The organism is Limosilactobacillus avistercoris (assembly GCF_014836425.1).
In the GTDB taxonomy this organism is placed as follows: Bacteria; Bacillota; Bacilli; order Lactobacillales; family Lactobacillaceae; genus Limosilactobacillus; species Limosilactobacillus agrestimuris.
Map to the genome: position 1 here is coordinate 1 of NZ_JACSQW010000027.1, position 16,403 is coordinate 16,403.

Genomic DNA, 16,403 nt, shown 5'->3' on the forward strand with positions numbered 1-16,403 from the left:
TTGTCGTAGTCGGTTGGTAAGTGGAGCCAGTCACGGAAGTCAGCACCGGCACCGGTACCATTCCGTAATTCGTCATCTGCCGCATTTACCATTGCTTGCATTTCACCAAGTTCGTTATCGTTAACGAACTTTTTTAAGCCAGTTTGATCAAATGAAATATGAGCCATAATCCTAAGTCCCCTTTTTTTACTAATTAGCTATCTTCGTTTATTTGGAAGTGCTTAACTATTCAACAGCTATTATGTTAGCGCTTTCTATTTTATATGTCAATCGGTTGACAGGAATTTCTTCAATTTTTTATTTACTATTACTATCTCTAAACAAAAAAGGCCGCGATCGCAAGCCACTAAAGGCTTTGGTCGCGGCCTAATTTTTCGTTTTTCAGTTAATTATTTTGTATATATATGGACAGCTGCTGCCTGTTTTTCTTCGGCATTACTATTTGCACTTTTAAGTTCATATAAGTGCTTTCCCATAAAGAGTAATCCAGCAATAATTAACATCATTACCCCATAGATCCGGAATGGTGCAGCTAATCCTAGCCCATTTAACGGTTGACTAAGGAGGTGATTAAACCAGGCATCAGCAGTTGGTGAGAAGAATGCACCAAAGTTAAACCCAATTAATACGAATGAAGTGATCTTAGTCTGAAGCTTCATTGGTGCCATAAATGGAAGAATATTGAAGATTAATGGTGTAAGAACCTGCATGGGGAAGCCAACTAATAAAATACCAGCAGCAATAACTGGGAAGTTATTCCCACCGAAGCCAAATAAGAAGTTAGCAATTGCCAATAGAATTAAACCGATGTAAATTGTTCCGACATAACCGAAGTGCTTCTGAAGGACACCATAGCAAGCACCACCAAGCGTTGCCCCAATTAGCATTAATGAAAGGTAAGTTCCTGTTCCAGTAAATGTCTTTCCGTTAATTGCAACAGCAAGGCCTGGAAAGCGGTCTTCCATTCCGATAAAGTCCATCTTAATTAAGAGAACAAATGCCAAAATAGCAATTACTAACGGACTAATCTTAGTAACCGGTTCATTAGTGATCGGTGAGATTGTTTCAGTTGCTTCGTGATTATCACTAGTTGCCGTAGTGCTATGAGAATCATTTGGTACCCGCCAAGCAAAGAATGCCATTACCGCAAAGGCAAGACCGTAAACTAAGAATGCGGCATGCCATCCAGCATAGATTAATAACAAACTTGAAATTGTCAGCGTACAAGCATTACCGATCTGTTCAAATGCTGAACGCCATCCCTGCATGCTAGTTCGTTCGTGTCCCCGATACCAAACGGAAATTAGTGAAATAGCTTGTGAATTATAAAGGCCATACCCGGCTCCCAAGAAGAGACGCGAAATTAAAATTACCATGTAGTTGCTAACAAATGACGGGATTAAACCGGCAATTCCAACCATCGTAATTCCGGCCATGATAATATGCTTATCAGAAATATTGAACCAGTCCTGAAGTAATGGTGAAAGAACCACAAAGAACATGACCGCAAATGATGGTGCGGTAACTAAGTATTCAACTTGTGGTTGGCTAACCGCCAATGCTGATTTAATTTGTGGCAATGCACTTTGAATTGCGTAGGCGCTCGTAACCATAAAAGATGCGGACAAGAACGCAAGTTTAGTTGCCATCGACTGACTCTGTTTCATAATAAAAACAACCTCCAAACTTGCTAATACAAAGTAACAAATCTTTTATTTAGATCTAATTTTACTTAACACCTTTATGGTAACCGGTAGTCACAATTTAGTAAAGCGCTTACATTTAGTGATTATTTTCACTCTTTTTCCTCTTAAATAGGAGCATTTCGGCATTGACGCCCCTACCTTATGTAAGCGATTACAATATACCAATTTTTAAAATATCTTTATAATGTACTACTCGCACAACCGGTTAGCAGGTTCTCAAAAAAAGCCCAATTTTTAGGAAAAATAACTAAAATAATAGCAAAAACGGTTATTTCACTTAGGTTGTTCACTATTTAATTAAATAAAACAAGACCGAAAAAACATTTTTCCCGGTCTCATCCTGTTACTAATAGTCTCCGAACTTATAGAGTCTAATTGCGAGAATCCTAATAGGCTAGCTTCGCGTCGTAACCAGAGCCTTAGGTCTAACGCAGCGGAGCAAGACTATTTGGCTACGAACGATTCTGATGATTTCATTATCACTCATCGTTCTAGGTTAGCCAACCAGGATCTCGAGAAGGTTAATTCTCAGCTTCGTCATTTTTTATGCCGTTGTACTATTAATCAATTTCACTGGGAGAGTTACTGACTTAACATCGGTCTTTCCGTTGATTAATTGTAAAAGAAGTTCTACCGCTTTAGTGGCCATTTCAGGAATTGGTTGTTGGATCGTCGTCAATTCTGGTGATAACATCCGCGTAATGTTCGCCCCGTCATAACCAACCACTTTTAGATCATCCGGAACATGACGGTTAAACTCTTTTCCAATCCGGATAATCAGACTAGCATTGGTATCATTATCGGCAAAAATACCGTCAACTTCTGGGTGTTCCCGGAACATTTTACGGAAAACCCGTTCCTTTTCTTCATCTGAAACGTCAAAAGAAACGCTATAAGTGATTGGCTTCCGGTTATGTTTATTCATTAAGTCCTCATAGGCTTGTTGCCGTAGCTCATTTGGCGAGACTAAATTAATTGGGTAGTTTGTATGAATAATGTGTTTACAACCATCATTCAATAACCGTTGAACAGCTAGAAGACCACCCTGGTAGTTATCAGAAGAAATAACCGGAATCTGCTTACCCACAAACCGTTCAATTGACACGATCGGTCTAGTTGTTTTCTGGTACTCAGAAATTCCCTGGTTGTGTGAACCAACAATTAAGCCATCCACTTGGTGATTTAATAACAGCTTTAAATAGTCCCTTTCTTTCGTCGGGTTATTCTGACTATTCCCCATTAATACTCGGTAACCCAAACGATCAAATCGTTTCTCTAATTCGGCTTCAAGCTCAGCAAAAAATGGATTATCAACTGTAGGAAAAACCAAGGCAACCAAGTTAGTCTTTTGCTTGAATAATTGACGGGCAATTGCATTCGGCCGGTAATTTAACTCGTCCATTGCTTCATGGACTTTTTTGATCGTCTTTTCACTTAAATATCCCCGATTGTTCAAGACCCGTGAAACTGTCGTCTTTGAAACTCCGGCTAATTTTGCCACGTCATCTAACTTAATTGTCTTTTTTTCTACCATAATTACTCCTCTTATATATCACTAAATAATTATAGCATAAAGAAAACACCTTCCTTCAAGTTACAAAGGAGAGGTGTCCCTTAAGAAATTCTAGTTTTCGATCTTTTCTTTATCACGATCTGCCGCGTTAACTTGTGCTTCCATTTGTAGAATGTGACGTTCCTTAAAGACAAGGTAAACAAGAAGCAAGAATGCCGCCCCAGCAGCAACATAAATTGTAACTGATGAAGCTCCCCAGCCAAAGCGCTTAACCAACTGACCAATTAATGCTGTTGCAGCAGTTTCACCAAATACATACTGGAAAAAGCCCATAAATCCGGTCGATAGGCCAACTGCATAATTTGGTACGGCTTCGTTGACCATTAAACCAACTAATGAAAGTGGTGCATAAATTAAACTCCCCATAATAAAGAGAACGGCAACGATTACAGCATGGCTCGTACTAGTAAAGTAAGTAATCAAACAAATAATTAAGCAGATGACACAAATTAAACAAACTAGTGAACGGCGTCCCTTCAACAGGTCAGAAACACCACCTAGAATAATAACGCCAGGAACTGCTGATAGTTCAAAAATACCAACTAACCACTTAGCCCAGTCAACACTAAAGCCCTTTGTTGGCAGGTAGCTTGGGATCCAACTCATTATCCCGTAACGGACAATGTAGATCGACATGGACGTTAAAGTCACAGCCCAAACGACCTTATTGCAGAGGATATCTTGGTAAAGAATTTGCCAAAAAGTCTTATTAGACAACTCTTGAGCGGTTGAATTCCCGTTTTCATCAAGCTCAACGTGACCAGAATAAACGGCCATGTTTGGCAAACCAACTGCTTCTGGACGCTCCGAATTAATCAATAACATAATGGTTGCAATAATTGCTGAAACAACAGATGCAGTCAAGAATACAGCTGGTAGTGAACCAGAAAAGAGGAAGGTTGCAATTTGGATACAAGCAACGCAGGCGAACGCCCCGGCATTATGTGCCGAAGCCCAGATAGCAAATACGACGCCCCGGTGCTTTTTAGCAAACCAGAGTGAAATCTCCCGTTGACATGCAGGAGCTCCCATCGCTTGGGTAATTGAGATCAAAAGCATTAGGAACAAGATAATATAGAAATTCCGGGTAAATGCCAGGAAAGCATTAAAGATACAGGAAAGATAAAGACCGAGTGCTAAAAATACTCGAGTATTCGACTTATCAGCTAAACCACCCATGAAAAGTTTGGCAATTCCGTAACCAATCCCAAAGGTTGAGAGAATTAACCCGATTTGGCCAATGTCAAATCCGTATTCCTTCATCACTGGCTTTTGTTCAGTCGTAAAAATTAACCGAATAATGTAGTAAGCCAAATAAGTAAAACACGTCGCTAAGATAACCCCCGTCTGTTTGCGCCGGTAAACACTCGCTACCTTATCTTTGGGCACAAGTGTCTTTACGTCCGGAGATGGTTTCAAGAACTTAAACAACTGAAACACTCCCTTATTAAGTAAAATAGGTAAATAATCTATTGAAAATAGACCACATCAATATTGTAACCGTTTACTTAGAAAAAATAAATAACAATTTTCGATTTTTACCAATGTTTTACTCAAACTATATTGTTCTCTAAGGTTAGCTGCTCTTATTTAATGATGGCTATGTAAAAAGATCTTGTATTTTAACTTTCTAGCTTGTGCGCTTAGTTACATAACTAATTAACTAAGTATGCTTGGAGGAAGTAAGATGACTACCAATAAAAATCACCAACAGAAATCACGGTTACGAAAGCTACTCGCTACTCGCCGGTGGGGACTAATTATTAGTGGTCTTGTAATCTTGCCCCTAATTATTGTCGCCATTCAACATTCCGCTGACAAAAAGGAGCAAACAAAGCCACAATTTACTACGATGAAAGTTAGTTCCCAGCCGAACTTTAACCTTACCGGAAAGATTGAACCAGTCAAAACACAGGTATTAACCCTCCCCTCAGGAAAGCTTCAATCCCTTAACGTTAAGAATGGGGATCACGTTACCCAGGGACAAGCAATTTTAACCATGCATAATGATAATCTGGAGAATAACATTGCCGAATTACAAAGCCAACTAAACACTTCATCAGAAGAACAATCTGATAATAGCTCTTCTCAACAACGGCTAAATTCTATCTCCAATAAAGTTAACCAGACACTCACTGCCCCATATTCCGGTTACGTAGCAGTTGACCAATCAAAAGAAGATGCTCCAGTCATTACACTATATTCAGATAAACTCCAATTTGTTGGTCAAGTTTCCGAATATGACTATGACAAGCTCCACCAAAGTACCGATCTGAGAATTAAGGCATTAGCCACAAACCATACAGCTAATTCCCAGGTTAATTATTTAGCTGTAATCCCAACAAAGGGTTCCGGAAATAATACCCACTATGAAGTAACAGCAAGTGTTAATGATAGTCAGTTTATGGCGGGCCAGACTGCCAAAGCGTCAATCAAGCAAGGTGGACTCTTAATTCCCAAATCAGCGGTTCTTCATGGAAAAGTCTTCGTTGTCGATGCCACCGGTCATGCCAGAAAAAACCGAGTTAGTGGTCATGCTGTTAATAATTCGTACGTGGTTACAGATGGCATCGATGCTGGCGACAAAATCGTCACTAATCCAAACAATAAGCTAAAGAATAACGCAAAGGTTGATTAAGATGATCACATTAGAAAACATTAATAAGTATTATCAACAGGGTGACCACCGTTTCCATGTTCTTCATGACATTAACCTTGAAATTAATCAGGGCGAGCTAGTAGCAATTATTGGTGAGTCGGGATCAGGAAAATCAACCCTCATCAACATCATTGGCTTCCTTGATGACGATTTTGAAGGAACTTATTTTTACCAGGACCAGCCGATCCATGAGTATACCCGGAAGCAGTTTTCAAAGCTACGAAACCGAAATGTCGGCTTTGTCTTCCAGAATTTCAAATTACTCCGGGAATCATCCGTAGCGGATAACGTTGCTTTACCATTACTTTATGCGAGGAAAAAGCGGCAAGAAATCGGCACTCGAGTAATGGAAGTCCTCAATCAGGTAGGCTTGAGTGGCTATGAAAAACAATTTCCCAAGAATATGTCCGGTGGTCAGCAACAACGGGTTTCTATCGCCCGCGCAATCTCCACCCATCCCAAATTCCTAATCGCCGATGAACCAACCGGGGCCCTCGATACTGAAACCAGTCAAGAAATCATGAACTTATTTAAACGTCTAAATCGACAAGAAAACACGACAATTATCATGGTAACCCACGATCCACATGTCGCTGACCAATGCGACCGAATAGTTAAAATCATCGATGGTCGTGTCGTTAGCGATAGTAAGGATGGTGAATAGCATGCAAGTAATTGAATTATTCAAGACCGCAATTCAATCCTTAAAGACCAATAAAAAGCGCAGTTTCTTAACTATCATTGGGATTATGATCGGAATTGCAGCCGTCATCGCAATCCTTGGTATTGGGGACGGAATTACCCAAACAATGTATGACAAGTACGGGAATAATGCCAAACAAGGACAGCAAACCACTGAAATTGCTTTTAATGCAAATAACATTGACTCCAACATTTACGGTTTTACCCAAGATGAAATTGAAGATATTAAGACCCAGTTTGGTGGTGAAGTTAAGAAAGCTACAATTGAGCGAGAAACAGACAACATATCAACTCCTGCCCAAATAGGTAGTATCACCAAAAATACCAGTGTCAGTCTTTTGAAAAAGCCCACCAATAAGCTTAAATTAATTACTAGTAAAAATATCACCAAGAATGATCTAACTACTGGACAAGCAACTGCACTAATGAGTGATAAGGTTGCCAAAAAGCAATATGGGACTACTCAAAATGCTCTTGAGACAACGGTAACGGTTAATGATGTGACATACAAGGTAGTTGGTGTATATCAGGCACAGGGCCAATATACAGGGGACGGTATGCCAAATCCTTACGGAGCATCACTACTACTGCCAGATTCCCTCTATTACCACGGAGAGAGTGCTACTCAAGGGAACACGGTAAAATTGACATTTAGTCAAGGAGTTAATGCTAGCTAGATCTCACGAAAAGTAGCAAAGTACCTCCAGAAAAACGGCTCGACACGTAATCAGGGTAGTTATGAATATATTGATATGGAAAAAGCCCTCAAACAATTCTCATCACAAATGAGTATTATTACGACTTTCATCAGTTTCATTGCAGCCATTTCCCTTTTTATCGCCGGGATTGGGGTAATGAACATGATGTATATTTCAGTATCAGAACGGACCCAAGAAATTGGGATACGATTAGCGGTCGGGGCCACACCTTTTAATATCATGATGCAATTCTTAGTAGAGACAGTGATCTTAACCCTAACTGGAGGGTTACTCGGATTCCTTGGTGGTGCAGGTTTAGCTCATCTCCTTGCACCCCTGCTCTCAAGTGCAATCGGTGGAGATGGCATTCACATTCACGCCCATATCTCAATTAATGCCTTCTTGCTAGCGTTTGGTACTTCAGCAGCTGTCGGACTGATTTTCGGAATTCTCCCCGCACGGCAAGCTGCTAATAAAAACCTGATCGATATCTTAAGGTAAAATTAGGAATTCTCTTTATTAATCACGTTGTTTAAATTTAATGAAACTTATATCTCAACCCTTTTAGTAATATCTTTTAAGAATTTTTTAGTTATCTCTGTTTAACTCACCGGCGAGCAATTTAAAAAATTAAGTTAAATTCTATAAATTAAATAAGCATTATGTAAGCGGTAACAAAAACTAAGAATTTGTTAATAAAGTCCCCTATTTTTTAAGAGATTTGCTTAGCAAAAGCTTATCTAAATATTATCATCGCGGGCTTTAAAACATGTTAATATATTTATGGAGGGGTTAATAAATCCCGTAAAAAATAAGTTATGTTAAAGGAGTTGTTCAATATGATGTCTGTTATGAGTAATGTTATCGCTGTTGTAGGTTTTGTAGGACTGATTATTGCGACAAGCGCCCACATAATGAATAATCGGGCATAAAGCAATTATTTATAACGTTTCATTATTAAAAAAATATGGTAGAGAACCAACTATTGGTTCTCTACCATATTTTTTATGGGATTAATAATATTCCAATACCACACGCTACTCCACAAAGGAAACCAGCAATGACATCTCGTGGATAGTGGATACCTCCAAGCACTCGAACAACAGCCAGGACAATTGCGAAAAGTAATAAAATTATCCCTAAAATCTTTGAAACACTCATTACACTCAACGCAATTACGGTAGCAGAGAAAACATGTCGGCTGGGTAATGAATCCCCGCTACCTTTACGTGGGATCAACGGCTTGATCGGCCACTCTTCATATGGTCGTGGGTAATTAAGATGACTTCGAATTAACGAAAGAAGGAGAAATCCTGCACCGGGAATAAAAACAAGGGGAAGTAACTGATAAATACCGCCGGCAAAAAGAGCAACCCATAGCAGTAAACAAATATATGAAACATACATTAAAGCAACAATTGCCTTATTCAGCCAACAAAGTCCCCTAACTAACAACGGAGAGTGGCTAAACGGCTTCGTAATTTGTTGATAAAACTGTTGGTAATTTTGATGTGCTTTCATAATCTTTATGGCAAAGTATTTCCTGCAGCAAGATATAAGTCATACCATTCCTGATTGGTCAATGTAATATTGCTCCCTTCAGCACTATCTTGAATGTGTTGGGGGTTCATTGTCCCAATAAGGACCTGCATTTTAGCCGGATGCTTTAATATCCATGCTACTGCAATTGCATTCTTACTAACATCATACTTAGTGGCTAATTTAGCCAACACAGCATTTAATTGTGGGAACTGTTTATTATTAATAAAGGTTCCCGCAAAAGTTCCGTACTGGAATGGGGACCAAGTTTGGATAGTCATTTTCTTCAATCGTAGATAATCAAGAAGGTCACCATCATGGTTAATCGAGCCCTCGTCCGTCATGTTTGTGTGAAGAGCGTAATCGATCATCCCCGTATGCTTCAAGCCAAATTGCAGTTGATCGATTAAGAGTCGTTGATTAACTGCTGATTGAAGAAGTTCAATTTGCTGCGGATTAAAATTTGAAACACCAAAATGACGAGCCTTCCCTGTTGACTGGAGTTCGTCAAACGCTCCAGCCACTTCTTCCGGATCCATCAACGGATCAGGCCGGTGAATCAACAAAGAGTCTAAATAATCAATCTTCATTCGCTGAAGAATCCCGTCGACCGCTTGTAAAATATGCTTTTTTGATGAGTCATACCTAGTAATTCGGTTCTCATCATTAGCAAATAAGCCAACCTTGGACTGGATAAAAAAGTCTTCTCGCTTTAACCCACTTTGCACAAACACATCACCAAAGTGGATTTCGGATGAGCCCCGGCCCAATTTGGGATCATTTCCGTAAATATCTGCTGAATCAATAAAATTAATGCCAGCTTCATGAGCTGCGAGTAACGCATCTACAGCCTTCGGAATTTCTAAAGTCCCCATCCGCATAATACCAAGTGCAATATTTGATACCTGCCAACTCGTATTACCAATTTTTACTGTTTTCATTTTTAGTCACCCTTTTCTTCTCTCCCCTTACTCAATTAATTCTAACCCAGACTAGTTCACTTGCCTAGTTTAACTGGCAATCATTGAAAACGCTTTAGCGAAATTAACTTAACAATCCAATTAAAATTGTCTAATAATTACTTTACTATTAAAAAAGTTATGCTAGACTTAATAATAGGTAGCGATAACTACCTATCTTACTTACTCTGAGGGACCGGTAAAAAGTTTTCCTTTTTACCGGTCCCTTTCTAGATCTTATTCTTCAAATAGAATTTCATTCATTGTATTCGATAATGGGTGTTTCAAAACAAGGTTCATCCCCACCGTCGCTTTTTTCTTTTCTCCCAGGAGCTCTTCTTTTACAGACTTAGGATCAATCTTTGCGGTTCCTAAGTAATAGAATTGTTTACCAACAGCATCACTCTGTTTTACAAACAGGTGCAACTTTACCTTTGGCTTTCCGTCATTTACCCCTGCCAGTAACCTTTGTACTTCAGCTGATGATAAATGGCGCGGTGACCGCGTATACCATCGCAGCGATTGTCCATCCTGGAGCTGGTTATCATAGATTGCATTCCGCTTCTTAGCAGACTGCTTCTGGTAGGTAATGAATATTGGGCATTCATTCTCCGCTACCCGGTAACCATACATTGGCGCACTGACATCCAACGGCCAGTTTAATAATCGACAAACGTCTTTCCGGTCATACTGCTGATAAAGAGTAAACTGGTGCCCTTGATCGTAGTTTTTACTTAAAGCCAACCCGGTCTTAATCGCATCAATATAGAGACTATAAAAATCTGGATCTTGTTTTAATGCCTCTATTATTTGGGAATTTAAGCGGTATTTTCCATTTGCAAAAATAACCAGTGGCTGATCGCCGTACTGTTGTTTCTTCGTCTGTTTTCCTGCTTTAACATCAAAAAACTGTAAACTAAGAACCTTCATCAAGGACTGTAAGAGTTCATTATTTATATAACAACCACTTTGATGAAATGCTTCAATTGCTTGTTCCTTGGTAATCTCTTGATATTCTTGTAGCATTGAAAGAAGAATTAATTCATGTGCTCGTTTACCATTCAATAATTCTTTAGTAACAAAGGATAGAACCTGATTCTCGTATTGGGTTAAGGCTATCTTTTCACCTACCTTGCGTAAAAAGGTTCCGTAATTAGCCAAAAGCTTGTTCTGTGCGAATACAATTGGCGAAACTGAACCATGATAGAGAAAATCAAGTAATAGTGGTCGACGTCCTAAGCGTTGTTGAAGTTCATGATAGGCCCGGCGAAGTTCCACCATCGAATCAAGTTTTGTTTTCTCAATTGAGGCTAAGATTCGTTCACTGGCAATTCGTGAAAAGTTAATTGTGGAAACCCCAATATTTTGCGGAAGCTGAACTTCCCGGCGTGTCCGATCCTGATCGCGACTAGTATCATCGTTCAGGGCCAGGGGAATCATGTAGTTATGCTTGTAGTTACCAATAAAATCAATTACCGTTACGAAGTCTTTTCCCGGGTACTTTCTTAATCCCCGACCAAGCTGTTGAAGAAAAACAATCTGTGACTGGGTGTTGCGTAACATCACGATTTGATTCAATGATGGAATATCAACTCCTTCATTAAATAAATCAACCGTAATAATGTACTCAAGCTCACCATTTTCAAGGCGCTGAACAGCCATTTGACGACGCTGGTTGCTATCCTGATTTGTTAATGCCACAGCGGGATGTCCACTTGCAGTGAACTGCCGAGCCAGTTCTCGTGCCTCTTCTTGCCGACTACAAAAGACCAAGCCACGAGCCTGTGAGCCACAATAACCATAATAATCAAGCTGGGTCAGAACATATTTCACCCGGTCACTGGCAACTAAACGGTTTAATTTTGTAGTCTCACTAATCACCTTGCCATCAACCTCATAGTCCTCAACCCCAACATAATGAAAGGGTACTAGCATTTGGTTATTCAAGGCATCATTAAGACGGATCTCATAAGCAATATGGTAATCAAACATCCCATAGACATCCTGATTATCCATCCGGTCAGGGGTTGCGGTCATCCCTAACCAAAATGCTGGCTGAAAATGATTCATTAACCGTTGATAACTTGGTGCTGCCACCCGGTGAGCCTCATCAATTAAAATATAGTCAAACATTTTAGGCGAGAGAGTCTGAAGCAGCTTTTTCTGAGCGAGGGTCTGAACTGTCGCAAAGAGGTAACGCGGGGAAAAGTCATGATGACCACCACTAATTAAGCCAAAGTCACTTTGAGGACCATCAATAACGCGCCGAAAGCTCTCCATTGTTTTCCGGGCGATCTGTTCCCGGTGAACAACGTAAAGGAATTTTCGTGGGCAGGCCTTTTTAACTGCAAAGGCACCCAAATATGTTTTCCCCGTCCCGGTGGCTGAGATTACTAGCCCCTTTCCGGCACCACGAGAAGTTAGGTTTTGAAGCTCCTTAAGTGCGGCCTCTTGCATTTTGTTGGGAACTATTCTCTGTGCACCATTCTTTCCCCGGGTTCTTATTTTGGGCGGTTGCCAATCTTCAGCGTATTTTGTAACCCACCCTGCCGTTAGCGGCTCACTTTGAAGCCGAAGTCGCTGAATCTCGTCTGTTATTTGCGAAAGCAATGTTGCATTCCGCGTTGAGGTTACTTTTAACATTGTTTCATAATTTTTGAGTAACGCTGCTCGGGTAAAATTTGCACTTCCGATTAAGGCTGTCGTATAGTCATCATGGGTAAAGTAATATCCCTTAGTATGAAAACCAGCGACATCCGCAAGTAAAACTTTAAGGTTAGGAATTTTAAGCAACTCACGAAACATCTGCGGGGAATTAAAGCCTAAATAGTCACTAGTAATAAGGGTACCTTTAATCCCTTGACGTGCAAGATCAGCCATCACCACCTTCAATGGCGTTACCATATCAGCAGTGATAAAAGCAACCACCCATGTAAAGGACTTACATGTTGTTAACTCTGAACGGAGCGTGTCCCAAATTGTCCCGTCGACGTTTCCTACTAACTGGGGTGTTAACAATTGGTGACCTTGGTATTGTTGATCATATAATCCATTTAAAATTGCATTTTTTATTGTCGTCTTTTCCGTCATGCTCTGCTCCCGTTTTTATTTGCTTTAACCAATAACTTATCACAAGAAACAAAGGAGAACCACTAAATGAAAAAAGTCTACCTAATTCATGGAACCTCAACTCGCGACGATGACTGGTTTCCTTGGCTAGAGAAAGCCGCCCAACCTGAATTTTCTGTTGACCGACTACGGCTTCCTCATCCCTTCAATCCTGATAAAGAGGAATGGCAACAAGCTATTGATGAACAAATCAATCCCAGCGATGAAGTTACCCTTATTTCTCACAGCCTTGGTGGAATCGCTGCTATTCGTTATGTTGAACGTCACCAATTAAAACGGGCAACCCTCCTTCTAGTTAGTGCGTTTGAACGACTGCTACCTGGTTACCCTCAACTTGATCCCTTTATGGAGCCACAACCAAACTACCAACAGGTTACCCCAAAGATCGGTAAAGCAACTGTTATTACTGCCAAGGACGATCCAATTGCCCCCTACCAGGATGCAATTAAGGTGGCCCATAACTTAAACGCCAAGTTAATCGTCCAAGATCACGGTGGTCATTTTCTTAGCAGTGATGGCTATACCGAATTTCCCTTAATCTTAAAAGAATTGCAAAGGATTAGTTTGTGAATGAAAAATAGTGCGGAAGATTGTTAAATTCTCCGCACTATTTTTTAATTTGATATTCCATTACCTTAGCCGCCTGGTCACCAATGTCATCATAGTGAATAACTAGTTCTCTAACAAGTTGAAACCCAGCCTTTAAGTAAAGCTTTTCGGAAGGAATATTATCAGCTAGGACATCTAAGTGAATTACCTTTTTTCCTTCCCGTCTTGCAACACCTATCAGTGCTTCTAAAAGTTGCATTGAAATCCCAGTTGCCCGATAGTCCGGATGAACAGTAATTAAATGCCAAACGCCAATTTCACTGTCACTTACCTTAGTCGGCCAATCTACATCTGGATATTCCTCACCAGTAGTTAAGGCTCCTGCAGCCACTACATGATCATTCTTAAGACCAATTACTAACGTAGCGTGTAAAATATAATCACGAAGTCCTTCGACGCTTGGGTAATCCCCCCACGTCCAATCAGCACCAAATTGATCTATTGATTGGTGATCACAGACCGTTTTATACAAGTTTACGACCTCTTGTAAATCAGCTAATTGTGCAACCCGTATCTGATCAAGTTTCATTTCATGCCATCCCCTTTTATACCAGTTTATTACAGTAACTAAAAATCGACCATGACAAAGTTAACCCATGGTCGATTTTATATTCTACTTTTGCTTATTTAGCTTTATGGTTCCCAAGCAACCAAGCATAACGACAAAAACTAGTCCAATAGTCAATAATGGCAACTCTCTGTCACTCCCAGTCAGAGGCAACTCTTTTTGGTCCTTCTGATTAAGTAATTCTTTATTATTATTCCTACTTTGGTTATTCTTATTAATCACTGTAGCTTCATCTTGATTTATTACTCTAATATTTCGAATACCATTAGCCATTTCATTATGATCTTTTATTACAGCTAACTGTGCACTCTTCGTTTGCTTTACTTCGTGTGAACGGTATTCATTTAAAAAAATCAATTGATGCTGAGCTTCAAAAAGCTTTCCAAGTTCTAAAAGTAAGAAATCACTCCCCTGAGCTCCCTCTAACTGAATGCCAAGTGGAAGTCCAGCAGCACTTACATAAATTGGCAAACTCAATGCCGGTTCACCCGCAAGGTTTGCTAATTGCGTAAACGGGGTCTTACTCAACCCGTGTAACCACGAATCATAGATCAGCTGCATCTGTTGTTCAAAAGAGAGGTCCTTAATCTTCAACATCTTCGTAACATATTCTGGCAAGTATGCTGGATCACTGTTTAGCGGTGCCACCGTAGCCGTTGTCGGTGTTAAATATACAGGATATTGATTATGAAAAGCCGTCATTTGCTCGTGCACAAGTTTCAATTCATCGTTAAAAATCTGCATTACATTTTTTGGCGCCTTCTTACTTGCCTCATACAACGCATATGTCATCGGACTAACCAGGCCGTTCGTTACGTCGGCAGCAGTTAGGCTCCGGTGAAGCTTCTGCTGAGCAAGAAAGTTGGCTACTGAACCATCATCAAGCGCACCTAAGTAATAAGCTTGCATCATTTTTACACCGTCTACTGGGCTATTTTGTTCAACAACATTAAATCCTTGACGACGTAAGAAATTAACTGCGTTGAGGACCGCATTCTTTGCATCTTGGCTTACTGGCGTTCCAACCGGTGAAGTTAATGAATAAGCGATCTTTACCTTCTTTAAATCCCTTGGCAATGGTTTAAGTAGCTTTTGTGCATGCTTGTTATCCATTAATCCTTTGAGGAGGCTAACCGTATCATCAATACTCCGCGTATCAGCAAAGTTAACTACTGAAGGTGTCATCGAATCACCAGTAATTAATCCTTGAGTGGGTTTTAATCCAATTACTCCTGACCAAGATGCCGGTATTCTTAATGAACCACCCGCATCATTACCCGTAGCAATAGGAACTATTCCTGCAGCGACACTTGCTGTGGCCCCACCTGATGAACCACCAGGATTACGAGTAAGATCCCATGGATTATGTGTAACCCCATTTAAATTCGAGTTAGTAATATTAATTAAACCTAATTCCGGAAAATTAGTCGAACCAACAATAATAAATCCCATTTTCTGAAGTTTCTTAACAAAATTATTCGTATAATGATACGTATTATTTTTTAAGTAAGGAAGTCCCTCGGTATTTGGATAACCCTTATACGCTTGTCCTAGCCCTTTAATTAAAATTGGGACTCCATAAAATAGTTTTTCGGTTTTTTCTTCATTTTTCAATTTTTCTAATTGTTTTTGAGCATTTACTGGATCAACGTAAATTACATTATTGAGTTGTTGATTACTCTGATCGATTTTCTGATAGACATGATCAATTAATTGTTGGTTGTTAATCGTGCCATTTTTCACATCTTGGGCAATTTTACCTGCTGGTTGCTCTGTTATCTCTTGACTTACTTGTTTATTAACCTGTTGAGCGGGTTCCCTTAATTGACGATTTGTGGTATGAATTTCTTCTGATTGGGTTGTGTTTGCCTGATCAGTTGCGACTTGAGAATTTCCAGACATTGTTTGGGAAGTTGTCTGTCCATTCTTATTCGTTACTTGATTTTCTATACTACTATCAGCTAATACTGGTGTTGCTAAACTAAGATTACCAATTAATAGTACTCCAGTTGCTATAAGACGGATAAATCTTGAATAATAATGATGGCTTTTCATATACTTAAGCCTCCAATCTGTTTAATATGGCTTAAGTATAATCTATATGAAATCGTTTTCAATGTTTCTCAGGAATTTAATAAATAAAAAAAGACCAACTCAACCATTAAGTTGAACTGGTCTTTTTCAAATTGCGTGGCAACGTCCTATCCTCGCAGGGAGCGATCCCCCAACTACTTTTGGCGTGTTGAAGCTTAACTTCTGTG

11 protein-coding genes and 2 pseudogenes are annotated in these 16,403 nt (G+C 39.8%); 4 read left to right on the forward strand and 9 right to left on the reverse strand.

Going from position 1 to position 16,403, the window contains the following annotated elements:
* The 4 genes and pseudogenes from pgi to H9564_RS08200 all read right to left on the reverse strand — a co-directional run.
* Positions 1–167, reverse strand: a pseudogene (gene pgi / locus H9564_RS08185) (glucose-6-phosphate isomerase); the annotation flags it as partial.
* A gap of 222 nt (positions 168–389) precedes the next feature.
* Positions 390–1,667 carry an MFS transporter gene (locus tag H9564_RS08190; RefSeq protein ID WP_191684995.1) on the reverse strand — a complete coding sequence of 426 codons (1,278 nt, stop codon included), beginning with the start codon at positions 1,665–1,667 and terminating at the stop codon, positions 390–392.
* 583 nt (positions 1,668–2,250) lie between these two features.
* On the reverse strand, positions 2,251–3,240 hold the full coding sequence (locus H9564_RS08195; protein ID WP_191684996.1) for a LacI family DNA-binding transcriptional regulator: 990 nt from the start codon (positions 3,238–3,240) through the stop codon (positions 2,251–2,253).
* Positions 3,241–3,330: 90 nt separating this feature from the next.
* On the reverse strand, positions 3,331–4,710 hold the full coding sequence (locus H9564_RS08200) for an MFS transporter (RefSeq protein ID WP_191684997.1): 1,380 nt from the start codon (positions 4,708–4,710) through the stop codon (positions 3,331–3,333).
* Positions 4,711–4,966: 256 nt separating this feature from the next.
* Between H9564_RS08200 and H9564_RS08205 the strand changes: the two genes are divergently transcribed.
* From H9564_RS08205 to H9564_RS08215, 3 genes and pseudogenes are all read left to right on the forward strand, one after another.
* A complete protein-coding gene (locus tag H9564_RS08205) occupies positions 4,967–5,917 on the forward strand; it encodes an efflux RND transporter periplasmic adaptor subunit (protein ID WP_191684998.1) in 951 nt (316 codons plus the stop codon).
* A gap of 1 nt (position 5,918) precedes the next feature.
* On the forward strand, positions 5,919–6,602 hold the full coding sequence (locus H9564_RS08210) for an ABC transporter ATP-binding protein (RefSeq protein ID WP_191684999.1): 684 nt from the start codon (positions 5,919–5,921) through the stop codon (positions 6,600–6,602).
* Between the two features lies 1 nt (position 6,603).
* Positions 6,604–7,839, forward strand: a pseudogene (locus tag H9564_RS08215) (ABC transporter permease).
* Positions 7,840–8,343: 504 nt separating this feature from the next.
* Here H9564_RS08215 and H9564_RS08220 read toward each other — a convergent pair.
* The 3 genes from H9564_RS08220 to H9564_RS08230 all read right to left on the reverse strand — a co-directional run bounded on the left by H9564_RS08220 (position 8,344) and on the right by H9564_RS08230 (position 12,926).
* On the reverse strand, positions 8,344–8,859 hold the full coding sequence (locus H9564_RS08220) for a phosphatase PAP2 family protein (protein WP_191685000.1): 516 nt from the start codon (positions 8,857–8,859) through the stop codon (positions 8,344–8,346).
* Positions 8,860–8,864: 5 nt separating this feature from the next.
* Entirely contained in the window at positions 8,865–9,818 is a 954-nt protein-coding gene (locus tag H9564_RS08225; protein ID WP_191685001.1) for an aldo/keto reductase, read from the reverse strand.
* A 255-nt stretch (positions 9,819–10,073) separates the two neighbouring features.
* Positions 10,074–12,926 carry a DEAD/DEAH box helicase gene (locus H9564_RS08230; protein WP_191685002.1) on the reverse strand — a complete coding sequence of 951 codons (2,853 nt, stop codon included), beginning with the start codon at positions 12,924–12,926 and terminating at the stop codon, positions 10,074–10,076.
* Positions 12,927–12,992: 66 nt separating this feature from the next.
* Between H9564_RS08230 and H9564_RS08235 the strand changes: the two genes are divergently transcribed.
* Complete coding sequence (locus H9564_RS08235) at positions 12,993–13,535, forward strand: RBBP9/YdeN family alpha/beta hydrolase (RefSeq protein ID WP_191685003.1); 543 nt, start codon at positions 12,993–12,995, stop codon at positions 13,533–13,535.
* A gap of 37 nt (positions 13,536–13,572) precedes the next feature.
* Here H9564_RS08235 and H9564_RS08240 read toward each other — a convergent pair whose 3' ends face one another.
* Together H9564_RS08240 and H9564_RS08245 are read right to left on the reverse strand one after the other, a co-directional pair.
* The gene (locus H9564_RS08240; RefSeq protein ID WP_191685004.1) at positions 13,573–14,103 is read right to left on the reverse strand and encodes a GNAT family N-acetyltransferase; all 531 of its coding nucleotides are present in this window, start codon (positions 14,101–14,103) and stop codon (positions 13,573–13,575) included.
* A gap of 84 nt (positions 14,104–14,187) precedes the next feature.
* Entirely contained in the window at positions 14,188–16,197 is a 2,010-nt protein-coding gene (locus H9564_RS08245) for an amidase family protein (RefSeq protein WP_191685005.1), read from the reverse strand.
* Positions 16,198–16,403 lie beyond the last annotated feature (206 nt).